This is a genomic window from Candidatus Rickettsiella isopodorum (assembly GCF_001881495.1).
GTDB lineage: Bacteria > Pseudomonadota > Gammaproteobacteria > Diplorickettsiales > Diplorickettsiaceae > Aquirickettsiella > Aquirickettsiella isopodorum.
On record NZ_LUKY01000030.1, the window covers coordinates 39,823 to 62,833 of the forward strand.

The window sequence follows — 23,011 nt, forward strand, 5'->3', positions numbered from 1 at the left end:
ACTATGCAACCACTATATAAAGTGAGGAAGTCTTTAGTAAGCTGTGAGTAAGTTGGGTAAAACAGGTTAATCGGCTGACTTATTTTCCGTGCCATGACCTGTTGGAACAGGGTTTATGCATAGAAGATTAAATCTTTTGTATGATAAGCGTATTTTGTTGGTTTGTACGTAAATGAGAGGTGATATGCAACACATTTCTTGTGCAGAGATTTCAAAAAGTATTTTTCGTGCCTACGATATTCGGGGTATTGTGGGTGAGACGATCACACCTGAACTTATTTATATTCTGGGCAAAGCGATAGCGAGTGCCGCTCAAGAGCAAGGCGAACAAACCATTATCACAGCGCGTGATGGGCGGTTATCAGGGCCTAGTTTGATGAAAGCCTTACACAAGGGATTACGTGAGAGTGGTTGTGATGTGATTGATATTGGTCAAGTTCCTAGCCCCGTTCTTTATTTCGCAACAAGGGTTTTAAATTGTCGCTCGGGAGTGATGTTAACAGCAAGTCATAATCCATCGAATTATAATGGGTTAAAGATTGTTTTAGCAGGAAAGAGCTTATCCGAAGGAACTATTGATGCACTTTATCGACGTGTCCAAGCAGGTGGCTTTAAATCAGGAAAAGGGAGTTACCAGCAAATATCGGTTACGGAAGCTTATCTCAATCGGATTACGCAAGCTATTTCTTTAGCGCGGCCTTTACGCGTGGTGCTTGATTGTGGAAATGGTGTCGGTGGTGTCGTTGCGCCCGAATTACTGCGTCGTTTGGGTTGTGAAGTGATTGAATTATTTTGCGAGGTGGATGGTCATTTTCCCAATCATCATCCTGATCCCAGCATACCAGAGAATTTAAATGATTTAATTGCTAGTGTGAAACAGCATCAGGCAGATCTTGGTTTGGCCTTGGATGGCGATGGAGATAGGCTGGGTGTGGTCACGAATCGAGGAGAAATTATTTGGCCCGATAGACAGATGATGTTGTATGCGATGGATGTCTTATCACGCCATCCAGGCGCACTCATCATTTATGACATCAAATCAACGGGTCATTTAGCCAAGCTCATTGCAGAAAACGGCGGCCAATCTTTAATGTGGAAGACGGGGCATTCGATTATGAAATCCAAATTAGAAGAAACAGGTGCATTATTAGCGGGCGAAATGAGTGGTCACATCTTTTTTAAAGAACGTTGGTATGGTTTTGATGATGGTTTATATACCGCTGCTCGGTTATTAGAAATTGTTGCTAAAAGTAAAAAAAATGTAAGTGATTTATTTGCTGAATTGCCGAACAGCATTAATACACCGGAGTTAAAATTGCCTATCGCGGAAGATAAAAAATTTGCATTTATTCAAGCTTTTCAAGCCCACGTGAATTTTCCGGAAGCGACACTGAGTAAAATAGATGGTGTCCGTGCTGAGTTTAGCGACGGTTGGGGTTTAGTGCGCGCGTCGAATACCAGTCCTTATTTAATTCTGCGATTTGAAGCGGATAATTTACCTGCCTTAAAGCGTATCCAAACTTTATTTAGGAATACTTTATTAGCCATGGATCCCGATCTTAAGTTACCCTTCTAAACTATGCGTATTATGACTTTAAATGTGAACGGTATTCGTTCTGCGGCACGAAAAGGCTTTTTTGAATGGATGAAGCAGCAAAAAGCCGATGTGATTTGTTTGCAGGAAACCAAAGCACAAGAAGATCAGTTGGATGTCTCACATTATCCTCAAGACTATCAGGCCTATTTTTTTGATGCGGAAAAAAAAGGTTATAGTGGCGTGGCGATCTATAGCCGTATCAAGCCGGATTCAATGACTGCCGGTTTAGGCTGGGAATGTGCGGATAAAGAAGGTCGTTATCTGCAACTGAATTTTCCTGGCTTGAGTATTGCTTCTTTGTATATGCCCTCAGGGAGTAGTGGTGAATGTCGTCAACAGTTTAAGTTCCAATTTTTGGATCACTATCTACCTATTTTGAAAAAACAACGTCAGCAAAAACACGACTTTATTATTTGTGGGGATTGGAATATTGCACATAAGCCGATAGATTTAAAAAATTGGCGGTGCAATCAAAAAAATTCTGGCTTTTTACCTGAAGAACGTGCTTGGTTGGATCAAGTATTAGGACCTGTTGGTTACGTGGATGCTTTTCGAGAGGTGAATCAACACGCTGAACAATATACCTGGTGGTCAAATCGTGGTCGTGCTTGGGATAATAATGTGGGATGGCGGATTGATTATCAGATAATTACTCCTGGGCTAAAAGACAAAATTAAATCGGTTGAGATTTATAAGGATCAGCGTTTTTCAGATCATGCCCCTTTAACAATCGATTATAAGCTTTAGCAGCGGGTGAGGAGGTGTTTACGTGACTGTCTGTGTGTCTTTAGGGATGTTTCACTTCATAGTAGGTCTCAGCAATAAAGGGTTGCTTCCTGGTAGGCTTGACTGTTTCCGTCTTTCGAGTTGTTGCTGAATACGACGTATTTTGGGATTAACAATAGGTCGATTATTTTTCCCCGTTAAACATTTCGCAGCATAAGAAAGAGCAAATAATGTACTCTGTATATCAATAGATGCCGTGACACGTGATATTCCTTCTGATTGAGTTTGTTGCTGATGTGATTGATGGCGGCTACTCAATTTAGTTGCTGCTATTCGCTGCGTATACGGAGAGCTTTCTGGTGCGCTTGCTATTTCTTTAAAGCGATTTGCTTTACCGGTAGATTGCCTGACTTTCATTGGATTTTTTTTTATAAATAGGCTGCGTTTATAAAAATTCGTATTTTTTTGAATAATAATGGGTTGTTCTGATGTGGGCGGGTGTACGTCCGTTCGCTGGGCCGCTTTAGAATACGCCTTACGCGAAACAGGTGCCGACTTTTTTATGGAGGGCCTATTGAAAGTGATCTCGTTTAGTTGATGAGTGGTTGAAATGGGTTGTTTAGTTGGGTCATTAGTCGGATGCGTTGAGTAAGCCGCTAAACCCTTCCTGGATTTATGACTAAACTTCTTAAGGCGATATTTTTCTTTCCTTTGGTCGTAGCGATCATAGTAAGCATCCGCTCTTTCTTGTATCGAATCTGTATTCTGAGTAAAAGAATTAATTACATTATCTGGCTTAACGGAACGACGTCGCCTAATAAGGTTACTCGTATTAAAATGGTTAGTTTGATTTGCTTGAGAGAATGGAATTGACTTAGAAGTAATAATCACCATTGATTCTTTTTTTAAGGCTTTTTCTCGCGCTTCTTTTTCATCTTCGAAGATGGGTGCTGAATTCAATTCTGTTAATTTCTCTGCCAGAACCATTTTTTTATTAGAAAATTTGAATGATAAAGTTGCTAATTTAGGCTCTTTATAAAAATTTTTTAAAATAATACTCAAAGGCTCCTCTGTTTCTGAAGTAAGACTGAGTATATTGGTCCCTATTAAATTTACCTTATTATGGTGATAAAAGTTAAATTGATGATAGGCTCTCGGAATAATAATTTCAGTATTTTTTTCTACATCTTCAACGCCTATACTGATAAGCTGGTGCACATTGTCTAGTTTTAAGGGAATAGGTTCTAGATATAGATTCGGGGGTTGTCCTACTATCTTCTGTGGGGCAATATTTAAAATAATATGTAAATACTCTTTATACCAATGCGTCAATAATGCATCTTTCAAACGAACCGTGATAAAATCTAAGATAATTTTATCCCCTATGAGACCTAAGACCAGAATCAGATCATTCCCTGGTTTTCTATATTCATTATCTGATTCTGGTCTATGTATGTTCTCTAAGCTATACTGGTTAGCGTTGTCTTTTGATATGAATGCCAGTTGAAACGCATTAGCGCTAAATTGAAAATCAATTTGAAGTTTAGCATTTAGCTCTCGAAAATCTAAAGTATCCCTATGTTCGCTATGGTGAGCACGGTGAAGAATAACCTCGTTGACAAATGGGATAAATGGGGAGGGTGATTTGATAACAAAAAGACCTTCACCCCCGTTACTGTTAAAATGGGTCTCTTTTGCACTTGGATCATTAGGCATCACTTCGTGACTGTGGTGACCAATTAAAACTCTCTGATTTTGTAACGTACGTATAATACAAATCATATTAAGACGGCGTGCCATGGGCGAATAGAGAGTCATAATATCGTCTACGCTCTGATCCGTTGTATAAAAAAGATAGCTATTTCCATTAACTATTTTAAGCTCAGCACCGTCTATAAACTGAAAAAAAGGCGGACTCAATAAGGAATAATTTAAATTTAATTTAAAATCGTTCGGAATAAAGCCGGAATTTTTTAGCAGATTGAAGATCACATGGCGTATCTTATCTCGATGGCTAAGTGTCACATTAACATCATGATTTTTAAAAAAATTCTTTAATATCTTTTGCGATTGAGCTGCCTTAATCACTTTAGGCAACAATGATGAGTATTTTTCGTTAAGGAAGGCCCCAGGCTTGAGTTGATAATGCAGGATTATATCGCTCGTCGCTTTATCTTTAGCGATAGAAATCGTTTGGACAGTGCGCAAAATCTTTCTTATTTTATGCTCTAAAAAATGAAAGGTAATCGTTTGTGTTGTTGATGAAATAGCATATAAATCTGAAATTTCTGTGTTGAATACAAACTGATGCTTTAAATGCTCAGAGGAAACTAGCTCCTCATTCGATTTTTCAGTGGTCAAATTGACCAAAATCATTCCTTTACCCGGTAGAATAGTGTAAGTAAAGTGACCTTGTAGTGCTTTATTATTCAAAACACTATGGGGTTTTAAGTAAAAATTTGTTGCATAATCACAACTCGAATTTTTAGGGATAAAAATAGTATCTGCCTGCTTAAAAGTTGGCCCACCGCCTGTGGATATCTCTTGGGTATCACACGCGGCAACCACAGAGATCGATACCTCTCCTCCCATGAGTTTTTCTATATTGGCGATAGCTATGGTTTTATTACCATATTTTAAAACGCCTTCGTTAAAGTTGACTGTAATTTTGTTTGCTGTTGGTTGAAATCCTTGTAACAGTAACATATCTACCCCTTCTTTTCCGTCTAAACCACCTAACCCCTCCTCTTTATTTAAAGCAGTGACTACTTCGCTCGCCTTTACAATATAAATATCCTCTTGAGTCCCTCCTAAATAGTCTTTAGCGCCATTATTCACTATAAAAACATTAGAAATATTGCTGAAACCCATTGCATGATCTTCTCCCTCACCCAGATCATAAAAGGCTATTTTTCGAGTGGTGTCATTATTCATACTAAGACCAATGGCTGCATCGCAGCGGTAATCGATCCGTGTAGAAAACTTTTTGCTATTTACCGTAGGGAGACAAAGCAGCTGGGTTCCAGGTGGTGGCATGATCTTCTCTCTGGTTAATTCAAGCCCAGAGACTTTATCTTTGAAATAGACAGTATTATCTTTAATCTCATTGAAGACAGGAATACAGTCTTTTTTTTCCTTGAAACAATCGATTGGCTGCGCTGATGGAGATAAGCCGAATCCACACCGAGATTTTTCTCGAACGATGCGACACTCTTCACCTATTTTTTTAATTGCAGGAAAAATAAGATACTTAATTTCTGGAAAATTTTTTAAGAATTCTAGTTTCTTCTCGAAGAGATGATCATATTCGATAACTTCATCCATCATTTTTTTAATATGGGGTTCTGGTTCCCAATGTAAAAAAGCACGAGATCCTTCTTCTAGTTTTTCCCAATCGGTCAAACGAACGAGATGATTCTCACGATCAACCGCTTCAACACTTTCATATATTTGGACTCCTAATATAACAATAGCACCCACAATCTCGCCTATCGGACCAGTGACAGCAGAAATTCCCATCAATGCTATGGCTTCTGAGCTGAATTCGGCCACTTCAATCCCTATTTCTATCGCATCAGTTGCTAAGAGAATTCCATCACTTATCGCACCTACCCGTGCATCAATATTACTACTATCATTTTGTAATGTTTTAAGTTGATTATAAAGATCATACGCAATGAATAGAGAGGCTCCACGACGTACAAAAGGGGCACTTCCTCCTAAAAATCGACCCCGAAATATTTTTCCTGTCGCTAATAAGCGCTTTCCTTCTTTATCCATTAGTTTAGATACCCCTGTAAGTAGAGCGCTTGACCCTGTAAAACTTGCCAGATTAATCGCTGCGGTAGGGTCACCCTTCAATAAATTAGTTATAGCTCCTTCAGCAAAGATAGCGCCCATTAAATGAGAGGAAAGCTTACTCACTTTACCTAGATGCTTAATTATTTTGTTATTAACAATCAGCTTTGAAATTTCTCGTTGCCGTGTTCCCCCTACTGTTCGTGTAGAAACATATCGCAAAAGCTCAGCTTGCTTAGCTTCAGATAAGCCCTCCAGATCTTCAAGTAGTAATTGGCTATCTAGTATACAGTTAGATTCACGCTTGCGTCTGTTTCCTCCCAGACACCTGAGTTGAGTAATATCCAAATTGCTATTGACATCCTCATCGATATCCATCAATAGGTTGCTGTTATCTTGCTCCGTATTTAGGCGCGCGGCTAGCAAACCTTGACTAAAATCCGGTTTATTTACTCTTGTCAACTCGTTATTCACTGCCATTAAAGGATAAAATATTTGGTGATTCCATGCCTCTGTTTGGCTTGTGGTCTTAGTAAAACGAGTGTATTCAAAGGCTATTTGTTGTTGTTGTTCGATAGAAAAACTTATTTTTCTATCCACTTCATTTCTTGTAAAATCAACTGGATTTAAAGGGCGTAAATAATCCCCTTTTATCCGTTGCAATTGAAAATTGACTTCTCTTGATTCAAGGCTACTATCAGAAAAGTTAGGCACCGCATGTATTAATCGTTCAGACTCTACATCAAAAACAATGGCTTCGGGTGATGGTTTATCACCTAAGTCAGATGATTTAATAACAAAACGATTTTTTTCTGCGTATATTTGTTTTAACACTTGTTCTATGTTGTTATCTGATATGGTACTGGTGCTTGATGCCAAACTGACTCGATCTCTTGCGCCACTCAGGTAGAGATGTAGCTTAGATTGACCAGGAAATTCATTGAGTAATTGATCGATAAAGCTTAAAGGCCCAGAATATTTATCAAAATGAGATAAAACCACTTTTTTACTGATAGGATCAAACGCAATAACAGCGACACATTGTTGAATATTATACGTTCCTAACTTAGCATTGTTCGCTATTCCGAGTTCACGTTGTAATACGACATGTGCTGCACCATCCAGATGACCTTGAGTGAGTTTATAAGATGCATAGTAATGAAAGGATTCGCGTGCTAGTAGATCATCAATTGTGAGAAAAGAGGGCAAAAATGATGAAGATGAAAGCGCTTGTTCTTTAAGTTCTTTATAAAGACCAGCCAGTGCTAAATGACCCTGTAATTTTTCCTGATATTCTAAAGAAATCAATTTGTTTCGATTCACTTCTTCATAGCGAGCGATTGATAACGGCACCTGGTTAATCGCAGTTTTCGCTAAAAATTGATAAGCCGATTCGAGAGATCGGTAGTCGTTTAACTGATGATAAATTCTAATAGCTTCTTCTGTGTACGCCTTTGCATTATTGTTATTGCCTCTATGTAATTGATGTTGAGCTTCGTTAAAAAATTCATTCGCTTTGGCTAAATCCGCTTGATAGGCGGGCGAATTAGTCTCTAGGTTTCGTAAATTTGGAAAATTGCTTGGCAATGCTAATACTTGATTTTTCCAAGAAAAATATTCCTCTTGCCTTAGACTGGTTAATGTCTCAAGATAGCTTTTAGGAAGAAGATCATTACCAATATCCCCAGCTAATTTGTCTGCTTGCAAGCGTAATTTATCTGCAGTTTCTATTAAAACTGAATGATAATTCCCTTTTTTTGATGAAGCAATCTGTTCATAGTGCTTTAAGTCATAAGACAAACTATGTATAGCACTCGCTAATTCTTCAAAGTCCGATAATCCAGTATCAAAAAAGGGATTAGTTTCTAAGTTATCAATGGCTGTATTTAAATGATGGATAGCTTTTTTAAATTCCATTAATTGATATTGATTTAATGGTTTCCATTCAAGTATAGTTTTCACAGTTTTATCGTCTAAATTGTGTAACTGAGTAGTACGATACGGCAGGCTGTTTAGTAGCGTATCTAGATTGGTTTCTGCAACTTTTATTTCTCGAGTTAAAGAACTGATAACGGATGATTCTTGCAGTAGACGCTCAGCCATTTGTTTTGCGGTTTTTCCTCTATTATTTACAATAGCCAAATCATCGTTTGTAGCGACGCGTAATAACAGCTTTAAAACCTTGGGTCCTCGTCTGGCTACTTGAACTGCTTCGTGTAGGGCGGTATTCCCCGCGTTATTTTGGATACTTAAAATCTTTCTATGCTGAAACAGATAATCCTTTTGATAAAGAGACTTAACAACATTCCTATTACTGCGGATAACGGCAGTATGAAGCGGCGTATTTCCGTATTTTATTTCTTGTATGTCAAGGGCTTCAAGATGCGGGATAATTAATTCTGCAATTTCTTTTTCTTCTTGCATCTGAGCTTGCACTCGTTCAGATTCTTTTTCTTCTTGACTTCGATAATTAGCCACCATATGCAAGCCTGTTTCACCATCACGATCAACAAGATAAGGATTGACTTGGTCTGAATTGATTATTTCCTTAACAATTAAACTTCGTGTACCGATAATGGCGCGATGTAATGCTGAAAAATTTTCCAAGCCGGTTTGTAGGTTAATATTTACTCCTCTTTCAATCAGTTTCTTTACAATCAGTGCGGCGGCACGTTTCGTCGCTTCTCTGGTCGTTAGACCAGAAAAAACCTCAACGGATTGCATACGAGTTAAGGCAGTTGTCAGTTGTTCCGCCGTCACTGTTGCTGTGCTTTCAATGGTAGCCACTAAAGGAATGATTTCACCCTGATAGGTTACTAAACCTTCTATGTCATCTCGATTTCCTTTTAGTAAAAGGTGGCTATTGCCTAGATTCGGGTTTGCACCATAATCTAACAATATATTGACCGATGCTAATTTTAATCCAGCACATGCATCATATAAGGGTGTTCTATAGTGCTTATCTACACGATTAATATCGTGACCGACTTTCTGAAGGAAGGTAATGAGTGGAAGATTTTCTTGTATGGCAGCTTCATGTAAAAATGATTTGCCATTCCCTTCGTTTAAAACAAAAAATTTTTGCTTTTCAAAAATTTTTTCGATATTAGGCAGATTTTCAATGTTATTCGTTTTTATATAATCTGATAATAAACTCACTAATAGTTGGTAGCTTTCATCAAACGCTTGTTGTGGTAGGTAGGTATATGAAGGCATTTTTTATGTTTCCCCGATTAGGGATCCTCGTAAAGTAAGTTCATATGAAGTTTTTTTAGAATCAAGAATCATTGGATAACGGACACTGGCATATTTAAATTTCCATTAAAAAAATAATTCTGATAAATCTTAATTATCGATAGTGCAATAATTATTTTTTAATGAAGTTATCCGTAAGGCGCAACATTATACCAAATAAAATTTATAAGTTCGTGCAGAATAATGTTTTATTTTATTAACTTTAATAAGGTTTGTAATGCGAATTCTACCGCTGCGTAACGAATAATTAATCGATCACCCGAGTAGTGTTGGCATAGCGCTTTACTGAAAGCATTTTTACTCACCCAAGCTGTCCATATCGTACCTACTGGCAATTGTTCAGTGCCACCATCAGGTCCTGCGATGCCGGTAATGGCTATACTGACGCTGGCAGGGCTTTTGTTTAAGGCACCGGTAGCCATTGCGAGTACCACTTCTTTACTCACCGCTCCATATTGATTGAATAGAGTCTTATCGATACCCAAAACTTGTTGTTTAGATAAACGAGAGTAAGTCACAAAACCACGCTCAAACCATGCAGAAGCACCAGGTACGCTGGTAATGGTTTGTGCTAATTGTCCTCCGGTACACGATTCTGCAGTCACTAACTGTAAATGCTGTTGTTTGAGTTGATCGCCTAATTTTTTAGCGTCGCAATGCACTTGGGATAATGAGTGAGTCATCCGTTGCCTAGCATCCTATCGTAGTTTCCTTAGTTTAGGAGTATAACGGCTGATGCAAAAAAATGTTATAGTAAACGAATGACTTTTACGGCAACATAGCCGTATTAACGCATAAGAGAGTTAACCTTAGGTAATTTATGGCCAAAGAAGATCAGATAGTGATGGAAGGTACAGTCATTGAGACTTTACCGAATACCTTATTTAGGGTGGAATTAGAAAATGGGCATGTTATAAATGCCCATATTTCTGGACGTATGCGAAAAAGTTATATCCGTGTTCTCACAGGTGACAAAGTGAAAGTGGAAATGACACCTTATGATCTCAGCAAAGGTCGTATCATATTTCGCGGTAAAGGGTCCGAGCCTGATAAATCTAAGCCTAGCTAATCGGGGCTTGAGTTAGATTTTTATTTTGCTCAGGAGGCGTAATAACGCTACCTTTTGCGGAAATAATTAATTGTAATTCATCGTTGGTACACGTTAATGTTAAATGACCACCGTGTACTAAGCGTCCAAAAAGTAATTCATCAGCAATCGGTTTTTTAATTTGTTCCTGAATGAGACGCATCATTGGACGTGCGCCCATGCTTCTTTCATAACCATGTTGAGCTAACCAGGCACGGGCGGGTTTGTCTACCTGCAACGTGACGTGTTTCTTTTCGAGTTGTGATTCTAATTCATGTAAGTATTTATCGACCACTTGAGAAACGATGTTTGCATTTAAATAATTAAAGAAAATAGTGGCGTCCAAGCGATTGCGAAATTCAGGAGAAAATACGCGTTTGATGGCCTCTGAGTTTTCAGTATGATTTAAATTAGGCGTAAAGCCTATCTCTTGACGGCTAAACTGATCGGCTCCCGCATTACTGGTCATGACCAAAATAATATGACTAAAATCTGTTTTTCGACCATTGGTATCCGTTAAGTTACCATGATCCATCACTTGCAATAAGAGATTAAAAATATCAGGATGAGCTTTTTCTATTTCATCCAATAATAAAACAGCATGAGGATGTTTAGTCACTGCTTCGGTTAGTAAACCCCCTTGATCATAACCAATATAACCCGGAGGAGCTCCTATTAAGCGAGATACACTGTGTCTTTCCATATATTCAGACATATCAAAGCGCAGTAATTCGATGCCCATCAGTTCTGCCAATTGACGCGTCACTTCTGTTTTACCCACCCCCGTTGGGCCTGCGAAAAGAAAGGACCCAATTGTTTTATTGGTTTCTCTTAAACCAGAACGCGTTAATTTCATGGCGGCACAAAGATTTTCAATGGCTATCCCTTGGCCAAATACGCGCGCTTTTAATTTTGTTTCTAAGTGCCGTAAACGACTTTTGTCGGAGGCAGAAACATTTCGTGTAGGAATACGTACCATCTTTGCCACAATGGCTTCGATCTCATGAATACCGATGACTTGCTTTCTTTTATGGTTAGGTCGTAAGGCCTGATAAGCGCCTGCTTCATCCACGATATCAATGGCTTTGTCTGGTAAGAAACGATCGGGTAAATAACGTGCAGCCAGTTCTACACTAGCACGTAAGGCATTCATACGATATTTCACATGATGATGTGTTTCCAGTCTATCACGTAGACCGCGTAGAATGGCTATGGTTTCTTCTAAATTAGGTTCGGGGACATCAATTTTTTGGAAACGTCTTGCTAATGCCCGATCCTTTTCAAAAATGCTGCGATATTCTTGGTAAGTGGTAGCACCAATGCATTTTAATTCTCCGGTAGTGAGTAACGGTTTAATTAAATTAGAAGCATCCATGACACCACCCGAGGCAGCGCCGGCACCAATGACGACATGAATCTCATCAATAAACAGTACGGATTGAGGTTCTTGTTTGAGCTGAGCTAATAAAGCCTTAAATCTTTTTTCAAAATCACCACGATATTTGGTTCCAGCAAGTAAACTACCGAGATCTAAAGAATAAAGGGTACTATTCGCAAGAACAGAGGGAACCCTTTTTTCAATAATGGCTTTAGCCAGTCCTTCGACAATCGCAGTTTTACCGACACCAGCTTCACCGACTAATAACGGGTTGTTTTTACGACGGCGACATAGGATTTGAATAACTCGCGCTAATTCCTCTTCGCGGCCAATTAAAGGATCAATTTTTCCAAGACGCGCTTTACTATTTAAATTAATTGCATAAAGTTCTAATGGACTATTTCCAGGACCTTCTATAGTGACTTCTTCTTCAGTCACAAACTGATTTAATTTAGGCTCCAAATTATCTTGTAATTTAGGTAGCCCTTGCGATATGTAATTCGATATATCAGAGCGTGTTACATTTTCGCGGCGTAAAAAATAAATAGCTTGGCTATCTTGTTCCCCAAAAATAGCCGCTAAAATATTAACGCCATGTACTTGCATTTTTCCGCTGGATTGTACTTGAAAAATAGCACGTTGTAACACCCGTTGAAAACCTAATGTGGGTTGTATATCGAGATTAGGATCAGCAGAAGGAAACAAAGGTGTGGTTGCTGCAATAAAATTACTAATCTCGTTCTTAAGCCGATTTAAATTCGCTCCGCACGCTTTTAGTGCGGCAACAGCAGAAGGTTCATCTAAAAGCGCTAACAATAGATGTTCAACCGTTAAATATTCATAACGCTTTTCACGGGCTTGTTTAAATATCGAATTTAAACTAACTTCAAGCTCTTTGCTAAACATGGTAGCCCTCCTTTTCGAATCGAATCAAATCCGTGAATTCACACATAAAGGCGTTTTTCACTGTTGTTATACAAGCTGGGTAGTCCATGTTGAAAAAATTATTTCCCTTTATTTTTAGCCTAGTCGAAATTTAAGGATTTGCGAGTTTGCTTAATTTTAAACCTTTTAAACGCAGAGAGGGGTAGGGTGTATTTTTCCCATACGGGGTAATGCTTTTTCAGCAGGATAAAAGTGCTTAAGGGGGACGATTTTAAGAGGAAAATTAAATTTTCCTCTTAACTCATGACAGGCTAGAAAAATAATTATTTTTCTAATGTTGTAGCCGATGCCAGTGTGTGTTTATTGCTCATATGATCGACGATAGATTGAGCAAAATCAGAGCAACTGACTTCTTTGGCATGGTTCATTAAACGCGCAAAGTCATAAGTCACGGTTTTGGCTAATATAGCGCCTTCCATCCCGATTAGGATGTAATCGGCTGCTTCGTTCCAACCCAGATGTCGTAGCATCATTTCAGCGGATAGGATCAGCGATCCGGGATTGACTTTATTTTGACCGGCATATTTGGGTGCTGTGCCATGGGTTGCTTCAAACATAGCCACTTTATCGCTCAGGTTGGCGCCAGGAGCAATGCCGATACCACCGACCTGCGCCGCTAAAGCATCGGAGATATAATCGCCATTCAGATTTAATGTCGCTATGACACTATATTCCGCTGGACGGAGTAGAATTTGTTGTAAAAAGGCATCGGCAATGAAATCTTTAATAATAATTTCTTTAGTGGTTTTCGGATTTTTTAGGCACATCCAAGGTCCTCCGTCGAGCAGTTCTGCGCCAAATTGTTCTTTAGCGACCGCATAACCCCAATCTTTAAACGCACCTTCGGTGAATTTCATGATGTTGCCTTTATGTACTAAGGTGACTGAAGGCAGATCGTGAGTTATGGCATATTGAATGGCGCATTTTACCAATCGTTGTGTTCCTTCTTTCGAGACGGGTTTAATGCCAATGCCACAATGTTCAGGAAAGCGAATCTTTTTAACACCCATGTCATCTTGTAAGAAGGCGATCAATTTTTTGGCTTCTTTACTGTCGGCTTCCCACTCTATTCCTGCATAAATATCCTCAGAGTTTTCTCTGAAAATAACCATATTGGTTTTTTCAGGTTCGCGAACCGGGCTTGGTACCCCTTTAAAATAACGGATCGGTCGTAAACAAACATACAGATCCAGTTGTTGGCGCAATGCCACATTTAAGGAGCGGATACCTCCGCCTACAGGTGTCGTGAGTGGACCTTTGATAGAAACCACATAATCACGTACTGTAGTGAGTGTTTCTTCGGGTAGCCAAACATCAGTGCCATAAACGTGCGTGGCTTTTTCACCGGCATAGATTTCCATCCAAGCAATTCGACGGTTATCACCATAAGCCTTGCGGATAGCCGCATCGACGACGAGTCGCATAGCCGGCGTAATATCAACACCGATACCATCCCCTTCAATAAAAGGAATGATAGGTTGATTCGGGACATTTAAGGAATAGTCGGAATTTACTGATATTTTCTCACCCGAACTTGGAATCTGAATAGGCTGGTAAGTCATGCGTGCTACTCCGCTTTTTTTTGATTGAAAAATTTCTTCTCAATTTTACAAGATTTTACTCACTTGAGCGAGTTTAGGCCTAAGGTAAACTTTTCTTAGATTTTGGTTGTTTATAGGGGTGTCAGTAAAAGAATCTTTAAAAAATTTACAAGCTAATCGAGTAGAATAAATCCCTTGATAGTCAAAAAGTTTTTCATCAGAGAGAGTCATTGTTGATTTTGTTCGGCATTTTTGTGCTTTAATTGATGGAGAATCCTTAGAGGTAGCCATTTGATTAATCGTAGTTTCTAACTTTATCAGACTGGATTTAAGCGTAGTTATGCATTGCTCTAAAGCTTCTTTTTTTTCAGATAAATGCGTTTTTTTATAAAATTCTATAGATTTTTCGAGGAGTTGTGCCGCTTTCTTTAAAGAAGTAATTTTTTGGGCATCAGAGTATTTTTTTTCTATATTATTTAAATCTTCTACTAGGAAAATAGCATAGTTATTATGAACAATAGCTTTACGTTCATTAAACGATTTTTTATTGTTTGATAGATGAACGAGATCAATCTCTATGCTAAGTTGTTTAAATTTATCGACTATTTTTTCACACTCTATGATCCATAAGGACCTTAATTGGCAAATAGGAGACATTTTTTTTAGTTTTTTAGTTTTTTGATAACTGAGTTCATCACTTGATGTAAGATTTGTGAATAGCGTTCGTTTTCTTTTTATAGGATGGGAAGGAGTAGAATTTTTAACTAAATTGGTTGTTTTGGGGGAGCTTTTAGTTTTAGATGGAAATAATAAGGAGGGGTTATTAATTATTTTCCATCGGGGTGATAATGCATCGGGTAGTTTTTTCAGATGAATGACCAATTTTTTTAGCGGAGGAGTTAATACGTTACACTGATTTTGGTTGGATCGTTCCTGAATGAACTGGATACGTTTATTTGTTTGATTGGCAAAGTTTAAGAGTTTCATCTTATGCTGAGCATGAATAGATTTTTTAGCGGCTTCTCTATAGAAGCTAGCAGATTTTTTAAAATAATAAATGGACTTTTCAAAGCTTGACTTTTTTATTAAAAATTCTGCAAAATTATAACAATACTCTGCTTTCAGACTATTTTGACTAACTATCCAAAATTGCTGAAAGTTATCGATATGTTTTAATTGTTTAAGTGAGTTTTTATTTTTATCGTTTGATTCTAAGCTTATTTTTTTTATAACTAATTGATTAAAATCAATTTCGATGGCTAGAATTTTTTTGTTTAATCCATTTAATTTTTCTTCTGTTTCTGGATCCAAATTTAAAGTGTAGACATCAGAATAGAGCATTGATGTCCATGCTTCAAAATAAAGTTCATTAGTTAACTGAGTAGGATTTCCTTTTTTTTCAATAATAGACATGATTTCTCGGAATTTTTCCTTGCAAGAACTAAATTCTTTGGTATCTAGATTATTTTTAGACTGGAGATGAGCAGTCTGATAGTGTTTATTAGCAACTTCCATAAGAGTTATTAAGTAACGCTCTAATTCGTCTGGATTGCTGACTTGTTTCGCATCCAAAAAATTTTTTTTAGAGGTTAAAAGGGATAGATTATTTTTTATCTTTGGCATGTTAGGTTAAGCTGCTTAAAAGTAAATGAGTTAGATTTTAGCGAGAGATATACTAGAAAATTTATAATTTTAAAAGCAAATTTTTAAGTGAGTTCTCGCATGATTAGTTTCGACTTGTTCCTTACAATGAGTTTGTATAAAGCGCAATAAATCTTTAAAAGAGTTTCCGAATGAATGGTAGGTGCTTTATACTTTAGTAAACATTGAAAATGTTCTTGGAGTGTCGTATTTAATAATTGGATTGAAATGGGTCCAATGGGTTTGATCGGTTGAAAAAAAGAACGACTTGAATTGGTATTGTCAGATAAAATTAAGTCTTGCTCAGGGAATTGTTGTAAAAGATAGTTTTTAAGTTGTTCGATTTTATGTGTTAGGCCTAGATTATCCTTTTTAGCTAGTTTTAATTTTAGATTTGACTTCATAATAAGATTCAGTTTTTTCTAGATTTATTAGTTTATTGTATGAATAGTAACCGAAGAAACTTAACTATTTATTAACTATTATTTAAAATATAGCATTCATTAAGGCATTAATTTTTAAGAGTAAGGATTTTTTGGAAATGACTTAATCGTTTTTGCAAAATAAACAAGTTAAACGGGGATAGGGTCTTATATTGGGGCGAAAATCACAAAAAGCGCATTCGCCTATTTGACTCAAATGAGTATATACTTTCATTTTTAATGAACGATTGAGTGAAGAGATGATAGGTGGCTTTTCTTTAGGTCAAAAAATAATACTTTGGGTAATACCTTTATTATTTGCTATTACCGTCCATGAAACGGCACATGGTTGGGTTGCCTCAAAATGTGGGGATCCAACGGCTAAACTATTAGGTCGCTTAACCTTGAATCCATTGAAGCATATTGACCCCATCGGGACCATTATTGTCCCAGCTATCCTTTTTTCCCTAGGGGGGTTTATATTTGGCTGGGCTAAGCCAGTACCCATTACTTGGCAAAATCTTAAAAATCCCAGACGTGATATGGCCTTAGTCGCTGCGGCAGGTCCTTTGGCTAATCTCATGATGGCTTTTTTGTGGGTGGGTATCGCCAAAATTGCGATGGGATTCGATAATGATCCGGTTATTTACATGGCTCAGATTGGCATATCAATTAACTTGGTATTAATGTTGTTAAACCTTCTTCCGATCCCCCCCCTAGATGGTAGTCGCGTGGTGGCCAGTTTTTTGTCACCTGCAATGGCGTACCAGTTTAATAAATTAGAGGTATATGGCTTTCTTATTTTAGTACTTTTATTGGCCAGCGGTATTCTGGGCAGAATCTTAGGCCCGCTATTACAAGGGTTATTATCGGTTTTTTTTAGATTTTTTGGATTATAACGATTACACTGGCGCTATGAGTGAAAATAGACTAGCTACGACACTAATCGGCGATGCGCCTATTGCCACGATACGTGGTCAACCCTTGGTTCAGTTACCTTACGATCTGTATATTCCCCCTCAGGCTTTAGAAGTACTGTTAGAAGCTTTTACAGGCCCTTTAGATCTGTTGTTATATCTGATAAAAAAGCAAAATTTTGATATTTTAGATATTCCAGTTGCCGAAATAACCCGCCAATATATGCAATATATTGAGTTGATGCAGGTATTAGAAATTGAATTAGCTGCAGAATATCTGGTCATGGCAGCCATATTGACTGAAATTAAATCGCGCTTGCTTTTACCTAAGCCTGCTGAGACCCCAACGAATGATGAAGCGGATCCACGCGCTGAATTAATCCGCCGTTTACAAGAATATGAAAGGACTAAACAAGCGGCACAGGCCTTAGAGCAATTGCCCCGTCTAGGGCGGGATGTTTTTTTAGCAATGGCTGAAGCAGGGCTTCCACCCGTCTCGGCAGAAAATCCCAGACAAGCTCCGCCCTTGGCTTTAGAGGGGTTAGTAGAGGCTTTTCAAGCGGTTTTAGCCAGAGCGGCTTTAAGGACGCATCATCCCATTGCCGAAGAGCCTTTGTCGATTAAGGAACGTATGTCGCAAATTTTGAAAAAAATAACGGCGCAATCCCCTCTAAAATTTACTGAGTTATTCAAATTTGATGAAGGGCGTATGGGCGTTGTAGTCACTTTTATGGCGTTATTAGAATTATGGCGCCAATCCTTAATTGAACTTTCACAAGCTACGTCTTTTGGAGAGATCGAAGTGCGAGGGATCGGATGTTTCAAAATAAAACAATAATAATAACCGGCGGATCATCAGGTATTGGCGCGGCAACCGTTGCTTTATTTAGCGCTGCTGGAGCAAAAGTTTATATACTCGATAAAAAAAAATGGATCGATGTCGCCCCTCAGTCGATTTATTATTTAGAGTGCGATGTTGCGAATGCAGATCAGGTTAAATCAGCGGTGGATAACATTCTTCAAAAAAACCCTAAAATTGATTATCTTTTTTGTAATGCAGGTATCCATTTATTTGCTAATATCGAAGAAAGTTCTAATGAAGCGATACAAAAAGTCTTTGCAACCAATTTATTCGGCACGATTTATTGCTTGCAGCAAGTATTACCTCGCATGAAACAACAAAGAGAGGGCGCAATCGTTTTAATGGCTTCGGACCAAGCTTTTATTGCTAAAGAACAATGCGCTATTTATGGTGCCAGTAAAGCGGCTATTGCACAATTAGCTAAAAGTACGGCATTAGATTATGCCCAATATGGAATTCGAGTGAATTGTGTCTGTCCAGGTACTATTGATACACCGATGTATCAAGCTGTTTTAGAACAATTTCAGCAAAAAACGGGATTAACATTCGCTTCTATTCAAGAGCAGAGTGCTGAAAAATTACCTTTGAAACGAGTCGGGAAACCTGAAGAAGTCGCGCAGGTTGTTGGGTTTTTATGCAGTGATGCCGCTTCTTTTATGACAGGTGCATTAGTTAATGTGGATGGCGGTTATACCATACAATAAATATTACTCTTCGCACTGGAATTTTGGACTATTAGCGATGGATACGACTACCGATTCGAGCAATCGGCCTAGATGATCGCTCGCTTTAGCAGCAAAATGGACGGTTCCTTCATGCGTAATGGGTTCATCACTAAGACCCGCTGCTAGATTGGTTACCACAGAAATGACAGCCACTTTTAAACCACAATGCCTAGCAACAATCACTTCAGGAACAGTAGACATTCCTACCACATCAGCGCCTAACTGTCGAAAGGCACGAATTTCTGCTGGGGTTTCAAAATTAGGTCCTAAAACACTCACATAAACACCCTCGTTGAGAGGGATAGAGAGCTTTTTTGCGGTCTGCTGAATGAGGTGTCGGATACCTAAATCATAAGCATCATCCATGGGGAAGAAACGGGGACCAAATTCTTCATCATTGGGGCCTATGAGAGGATTCATCGGATGCAAATTAATATGATCCGAAATTAAAACCAATTGACCTGATTTTACATTTTTATTTAACGATCCTACCGCATTAGTCATTATTAATGTATGGCAGCCCAAACATTTTAAGGTGCGGATAAATAGTTTGAAGTCTTTGCCTTGCATTCCTTCATAAGGATGAACACGTCCTTGGCAGCAGACAATAGGTATTTTATTCAGGTAGCCGAGTATCATTTTTCCATGATGTCCTACGACACTACTCAGTGGGAAGCCAGTGAGTTCAGCATAGGGAATCGAGATACAGTCAGTCATTTTATCCGCAATATCGGCTAAACCCGAACCTAAAATAATCCCAATCTTAGGTTGGAAGTCCGGTCGACGTTTTAAAATAGATTGAGCAAGCGGTTGTGGAGAAGCATGGGCTGTCATAGATCACCTTTTTAATGAGATAAAATCACCTATGGGATTTTAATGAGGATTACTCTGAAGGAGGTGTACTCGGTATTTCGTCAGATCCAAATAAAAATTTTTCCATTTCTTTTTTTAAAAATTCACGTGCTTGAGGTTCAAATGTACTTAAGCGATACTCATTGATGAGCATTGTTTGATGGTTTACCCATTGTTGCCAAGCAGGTTTGCTAATGGATTGATAGATACGCTGACCTAATTCTCCAGGATAAGGGAGATAATCAAGTCCTTCTGCCTGTGTGTGTAGTTTAATGCAATAAATAGTTCGGCTCATAAATAGACTCTTTGCACTTGAATTTTTTCTGTGTTGCCGTTTAGCTCGCAATCCTTTTCGCAGCAGCCAAAACTCTTTCTATGCGCATATTTGGCTTAATAATTTTTTGACGGGTGCGGCAAGGCCTCTTAATGCTAATTGTTGCCTGTTATACCAGACTATTCGGTTAGATTCCATCAATGGCGGATGCCAGTGTTTAACCTGAATGAGAACGGGCCTAATTTCAAGTTGAAAATGACTAAACGTATGCTTTAAAAAGGGGTATTTTTTGATAGGTTTTTCTATTTCACAATGATAATGTTTTTTGCAAAAATTTTTTACTTTTTCTGTAATAGAACATTCTGGCAAGCTCCATAACCCACCCCAAATTCCGCTCGGTGGCCTTTTTTCTAGCAAAATTTCCTGATGCTCATTGACTAAGATTACCATCGTGATAGCGCGATAAGGGTTAGCTTTACGTGGTTTGGGTGACGGATAATTTGTCGTGCTCTTTTCAGTATAAGCTTTGCAATGGCTTTGCAAAGGACATTCCGTACATTTGGGTTGTGTGCGTGTGCAAACCAGTGCACCTAGATCCATCATCGCTTGTGTGTAATGACGGATATGTTTGTTTTTTGGTGTATAAAGTTCAGCTAAAGCCCATAATTGTTTATTGACTTTGCTTAAACCAGACCAGCCTGAGAGGGTATGAAATCGGGTTAATACACGTTTCACATTACCATCAAGTATGGCGGCGGGTAGGTTAAAGGCTAAGGCCAGTATGGCTCCCGCGGTTGATCGGCCGATGCCTGGCAAATTTTGTAATAACAATAAATCTTGCGGAAATTTACCTGAATATTCTTTTTCAATGATTTGCGCACAGCGATGTAAATTACGTGCTCGTGCATAATAACCTAAGCCTGACCAGAGCCGAATGACTTCATCGATATCGGCTTTAGCGAGTGAGGACAGTGTTGGAAAATGTTGTATAAAACGCTGAAAATAGGGAATCACTGTTACAACTTGTGTCTGTTGCAGCATGATTTCCGAAAGCCAAATAGAATAAGGAGATTTTGTTTGTTGCCAGGGTAGATGTTTGCGACCCGATCGGCTAAACCAGGCTAACATTTTTTGTTGGAATTGTTTAGCGGTTAGTGTCACGGGTAGTTTTTGTAAAAATGGGTTACTTGATGTTTTAATTGAGCAATTAGTGAAATAGTTTGTTCAGATCTAATTTTTTTAATGCATCACCGAGTTTCCCTTTAAGTTTTTCTTTGATGATATCAATACTTAATTGATCCAGAATGGGGCTAATAGAAGGATGTTGTAAAGATCCTGAAATTCTAATAGGTATGGCAATTCCTTCAGGACTCCCATCCGATAATATGGGTTGTGCTTGTAATTCATAATTAATTTGTTGTAACGGTAAATTTAAAACCCCTTTACCATTAACGCGTAAACGGCCACTACGGATGATTAAATCATTGTTATTGACGACACCCTGATTAATATTAAAACTACCGTTAAATTTATCAAACGGTGTATCCGAACCCGTGTTCTTAGGCGCGACTTCATGCTTAAGTAAGGCTTTGCCTAAAGCTATCCAATATGACAAATTAACCCCTTTTAAAGCACCTTGATCTAAGTTAAAGCGGCCTTGTCCATTCAAATTTCTTGTGAGCGCATCAGCGGTATCTCCTTGCGTTGATAGGTTCAGATTGAGTGTCGCTAAACCGGACAATTGTAGCCGACTTTGATTAATCAGATCTTGAAATAGCAATGCGGTATTAATTTGATTAAATTGATTTTGAGCAGTGATAAAGGGTACTTTTGGATTAAGATTGATAGAGGCATTACCTTGATAATGACCTTGATAAAATTGGGCATTTATTGGATTAAGCGTCAGCAAATTATTTTTAAATTGAAAGCCAAGATGTATTTGCTGAAAAATTAATTGTCCGGTCTTAATTTGCGGGCTGTTTAAGTTGCCCGCAAAGCGAGGATTCTTTAAAAAATTTTGACCTGTGATGCGTCCTGTTAGTTTAATTTGATTAATGATGGCGACCAGTTGATCCGCAATGATATCCTGTTTATTCAAATCAATATCGATGTGGCCTTTTAAAGACAGAGGAAGTTCGCCTTTAGGATAATTAGGACCTTTTAATAAAGTATTTAAATTAAAATGATTAAATTCTAGATGATTCTTGTCAGTACTGAGTAAAATATTCGATCGTAATTTAATAGCCGCATTAATCGTGGGTTCGTTAGAAATTAAGTTAAACTGAATATCAAAGGGTGAGCTTTTATTAATAGCAAGGTTAGCACTCTTAAATTGGAGATGCGTTATTTCAAAGCGTTTATTTTTTTGTTGATCAACATAAATAATATGTCCATCCCGAATGCCTAAACCAGTTACGATAAATCCTATGGGTTTTAAACGCTCTAAACGGTTATTTTCTGAATGACTAGAAGTTTTTTTAGAAGAGGTCAGTGGCCCTTCCCAGTTGACTCGACCTTTAGCATTTTTTAGCAAATAAAGTGTGAGACCATTCACTTGTAATTTACCAATTTCTAATTGTTTATGTAATAAAGGAAGTAAACGAACTTGAATATCCAGCTTTTTAATTTGTGCGAATGGATTCTTCCCAAAACCAGGATTATTAGTCAGTTTAGCATTACTTAATTGTAATCCTAGCCATGGGAAAATAGACCATTGTATGTCTCCGCCTAATTGCAGCTGACGGCCAGTAAACTGGGTGACGGCTTGACTAATTTGTGGTTTAAGATCATTAGGGTTTACAAATACCACGAGACCTATCAATGAAACTAGGCCCAATAAAATAACAGCACCAATAAACGTAAATAAAACACGAAGTAGCTTAGACATGGGGTTTTATTGCCTCATAGGAATTTTCTAATCGAACCACCGCCTTGATCAAACATGGCTAATTTGACGGATTCTAAGTGATGACTCGGGATATAAACTGAAAT

Annotated in this window: 16 protein-coding genes; 6 read left to right on the forward strand and 10 right to left on the reverse strand. The window is 38.1% G+C overall.

Annotated elements, in window-relative coordinates:
* Positions 1 to 184: 184 nt before the first annotated feature.
* Both A1D18_RS01545 and A1D18_RS01550 read left to right on the forward strand, forming a co-directional pair.
* Positions 185 to 1,576 carry a phosphomannomutase/phosphoglucomutase gene (locus tag A1D18_RS01545; protein ID WP_084028691.1) on the forward strand — a complete coding sequence of 464 codons (1,392 nt, stop codon included), beginning with the start codon at positions 185 to 187 and terminating at the stop codon, positions 1,574 to 1,576.
* 3 nt (positions 1,577 to 1,579) lie between these two features.
* Positions 1,580 to 2,344, forward strand: coding sequence for an exodeoxyribonuclease III (locus A1D18_RS01550; protein ID WP_071662066.1), 765 nt, complete (start codon positions 1,580 to 1,582; stop codon positions 2,342 to 2,344).
* Between the two features lie 51 nt (positions 2,345 to 2,395).
* On the opposite strand, the gene A1D18_RS01555 is transcribed toward A1D18_RS01550, so the two are convergent.
* Positions 2,396 to 9,337 (reverse strand): ankyrin repeat domain-containing protein, encoded by a 6,942-nt coding sequence (locus A1D18_RS01555; RefSeq protein ID WP_071662067.1) that lies wholly within the window; start codon positions 9,335 to 9,337, stop codon positions 2,396 to 2,398.
* A gap of 227 nt (positions 9,338 to 9,564) precedes the next feature.
* Positions 9,565 to 10,059: a CinA family protein gene (locus tag A1D18_RS01560; protein ID WP_071662068.1), complete on the reverse strand. Its 495-nt coding sequence runs from the start codon at positions 10,057 to 10,059 to the stop codon at positions 9,565 to 9,567.
* 137 nt (positions 10,060 to 10,196) lie between these two features.
* Here A1D18_RS01560 and infA point away from each other — a divergent pair, with 137 nt between their 5' ends.
* Entirely contained in the window at positions 10,197 to 10,445 is a 249-nt protein-coding gene (gene infA / locus A1D18_RS01565; RefSeq protein WP_071662069.1) for a translation initiation factor IF-1, read from the forward strand.
* Here the strand turns inward: infA and clpA are convergent.
* The 4 genes from clpA to A1D18_RS01585 form a co-directional block, all read right to left on the reverse strand.
* Positions 10,438 to 12,747 (reverse strand): ATP-dependent Clp protease ATP-binding subunit ClpA, encoded by a 2,310-nt coding sequence (gene clpA, locus A1D18_RS01570; RefSeq protein ID WP_071662070.1) that lies wholly within the window; start codon positions 12,745 to 12,747, stop codon positions 10,438 to 10,440. The two genes, infA and clpA, sit on opposite strands and share 8 nt — an antisense overlap.
* Before the next feature lie 302 nt (positions 12,748 to 13,049).
* Positions 13,050 to 14,348, reverse strand: a complete 1,299-nt coding sequence (gene icd, locus A1D18_RS01575) for an NADP-dependent isocitrate dehydrogenase (protein ID WP_071662071.1) — start codon at positions 14,346 to 14,348, stop codon at positions 13,050 to 13,052.
* 45 nt (positions 14,349 to 14,393) lie between these two features.
* Entirely contained in the window at positions 14,394 to 15,950 is a 1,557-nt protein-coding gene (locus A1D18_RS01580) for a TTC39/IML2 family protein (protein ID WP_071662072.1), read from the reverse strand.
* An 83-nt stretch (positions 15,951 to 16,033) separates the two neighbouring features.
* Complete coding sequence (locus A1D18_RS01585; protein ID WP_071662073.1) at positions 16,034 to 16,372, reverse strand: hypothetical protein; 339 nt, start codon at positions 16,370 to 16,372, stop codon at positions 16,034 to 16,036.
* 278 nt (positions 16,373 to 16,650) lie between these two features.
* Between A1D18_RS01585 and A1D18_RS01590 the strand changes: the two genes are divergently transcribed.
* The 3 genes from A1D18_RS01590 to A1D18_RS01600 are packed head-to-tail and all read left to right on the forward strand — an operon-like array spanning position 16,651 to position 18,873.
* Positions 16,651 to 17,289, forward strand: a complete 639-nt coding sequence (locus A1D18_RS01590) for a site-2 protease family protein (RefSeq protein WP_071662074.1) — start codon at positions 16,651 to 16,653, stop codon at positions 17,287 to 17,289.
* A 16-nt stretch (positions 17,290 to 17,305) separates the two neighbouring features.
* Entirely contained in the window at positions 17,306 to 18,145 is an 840-nt protein-coding gene (locus A1D18_RS01595; protein ID WP_071662119.1) for a segregation and condensation protein A, read from the forward strand.
* A complete protein-coding gene (locus tag A1D18_RS01600; protein ID WP_071662075.1) occupies positions 18,124 to 18,873 on the forward strand; it encodes an SDR family NAD(P)-dependent oxidoreductase in 750 nt (249 codons plus the stop codon). The genes A1D18_RS01595 and A1D18_RS01600 overlap by 22 nt, the downstream gene beginning before the upstream one ends.
* A gap of 3 nt (positions 18,874 to 18,876) precedes the next feature.
* Here the strand turns inward: A1D18_RS01600 and A1D18_RS01605 are convergent, their stop codons facing one another.
* The 4 genes from A1D18_RS01605 to A1D18_RS01620 all read right to left on the reverse strand — a co-directional run bounded on the left by A1D18_RS01605 (position 18,877) and on the right by A1D18_RS01620 (position 22,907).
* Positions 18,877 to 19,728, reverse strand: a complete 852-nt coding sequence (locus A1D18_RS01605) for a purine-nucleoside phosphorylase (protein ID WP_071662076.1) — start codon at positions 19,726 to 19,728, stop codon at positions 18,877 to 18,879.
* A gap of 49 nt (positions 19,729 to 19,777) precedes the next feature.
* On the reverse strand, positions 19,778 to 20,041 hold the full coding sequence (locus tag A1D18_RS01610) for an oxidative damage protection protein (protein WP_071662077.1): 264 nt from the start codon (positions 20,039 to 20,041) through the stop codon (positions 19,778 to 19,780).
* Between the two features lie 78 nt (positions 20,042 to 20,119).
* Positions 20,120 to 21,181 (reverse strand): A/G-specific adenine glycosylase, encoded by a 1,062-nt coding sequence (gene mutY, locus A1D18_RS01615; protein ID WP_084028692.1) that lies wholly within the window; start codon positions 21,179 to 21,181, stop codon positions 20,120 to 20,122.
* Positions 21,182 to 21,227: 46 nt separating this feature from the next.
* Entirely contained in the window at positions 21,228 to 22,907 is a 1,680-nt protein-coding gene (locus tag A1D18_RS01620) for an AsmA family protein (RefSeq protein WP_071662078.1), read from the reverse strand.
* Positions 22,908 to 23,011 lie beyond the last annotated feature (104 nt).

Bases quoted from the DNA above. Each gene is read 5' to 3' on its own strand.
- clpA (WP_071662070.1), bottom strand. From the start codon at position 12,747: ATGTTTAGCAAAGAGCTTGAAGTTAGTTTAAATTCGATATTTAAACAA.
- A1D18_RS01585 (WP_071662073.1), bottom strand. From the start codon at position 16,372: ATGAAGTCAAATCTAAAATTAAAACTAGCTAAAAAGGATAATCTAGGC.
- A1D18_RS01605 (WP_071662076.1), bottom strand. From the start codon at position 19,728: ATGACAGCCCATGCTTCTCCACAACCGCTTGCTCAATCTATTTTAAAA.
- A1D18_RS01595 (WP_071662119.1), top strand. From the start codon at position 17,306: ATGAGTGAAAATAGACTAGCTACGACACTAATCGGCGATGCGCCTATT.
- A1D18_RS01560 (WP_071662068.1), bottom strand. From the start codon at position 10,059: ATGACTCACTCATTATCCCAAGTGCATTGCGACGCTAAAAAATTAGGC.
- A1D18_RS01610 (WP_071662077.1), bottom strand. From the start codon at position 20,041: ATGAGCCGAACTATTTATTGCATTAAACTACACACACAGGCAGAAGGA.
- A1D18_RS01580 (WP_071662072.1), bottom strand. From the start codon at position 15,950: ATGCCAAAGATAAAAAATAATCTATCCCTTTTAACCTCTAAAAAAAAT.
- A1D18_RS01590 (WP_071662074.1), top strand. From the start codon at position 16,651: ATGATAGGTGGCTTTTCTTTAGGTCAAAAAATAATACTTTGGGTAATA.
- A1D18_RS01550 (WP_071662066.1), top strand. From the start codon at position 1,580: ATGCGTATTATGACTTTAAATGTGAACGGTATTCGTTCTGCGGCACGA.
- A1D18_RS01555 (WP_071662067.1), bottom strand. From the start codon at position 9,337: ATGCCTTCATATACCTACCTACCACAACAAGCGTTTGATGAAAGCTAC.
- icd (WP_071662071.1), bottom strand. From the start codon at position 14,348: ATGACTTACCAGCCTATTCAGATTCCAAGTTCGGGTGAGAAAATATCA.
- A1D18_RS01600 (WP_071662075.1), top strand. From the start codon at position 18,124: ATGTTTCAAAATAAAACAATAATAATAACCGGCGGATCATCAGGTATT.
- A1D18_RS01545 (WP_084028691.1), top strand. From the start codon at position 185: ATGCAACACATTTCTTGTGCAGAGATTTCAAAAAGTATTTTTCGTGCC.
- infA (WP_071662069.1), top strand. From the start codon at position 10,197: ATGGCCAAAGAAGATCAGATAGTGATGGAAGGTACAGTCATTGAGACT.
- A1D18_RS01620 (WP_071662078.1), bottom strand. From the start codon at position 22,907: ATGTCTAAGCTACTTCGTGTTTTATTTACGTTTATTGGTGCTGTTATT.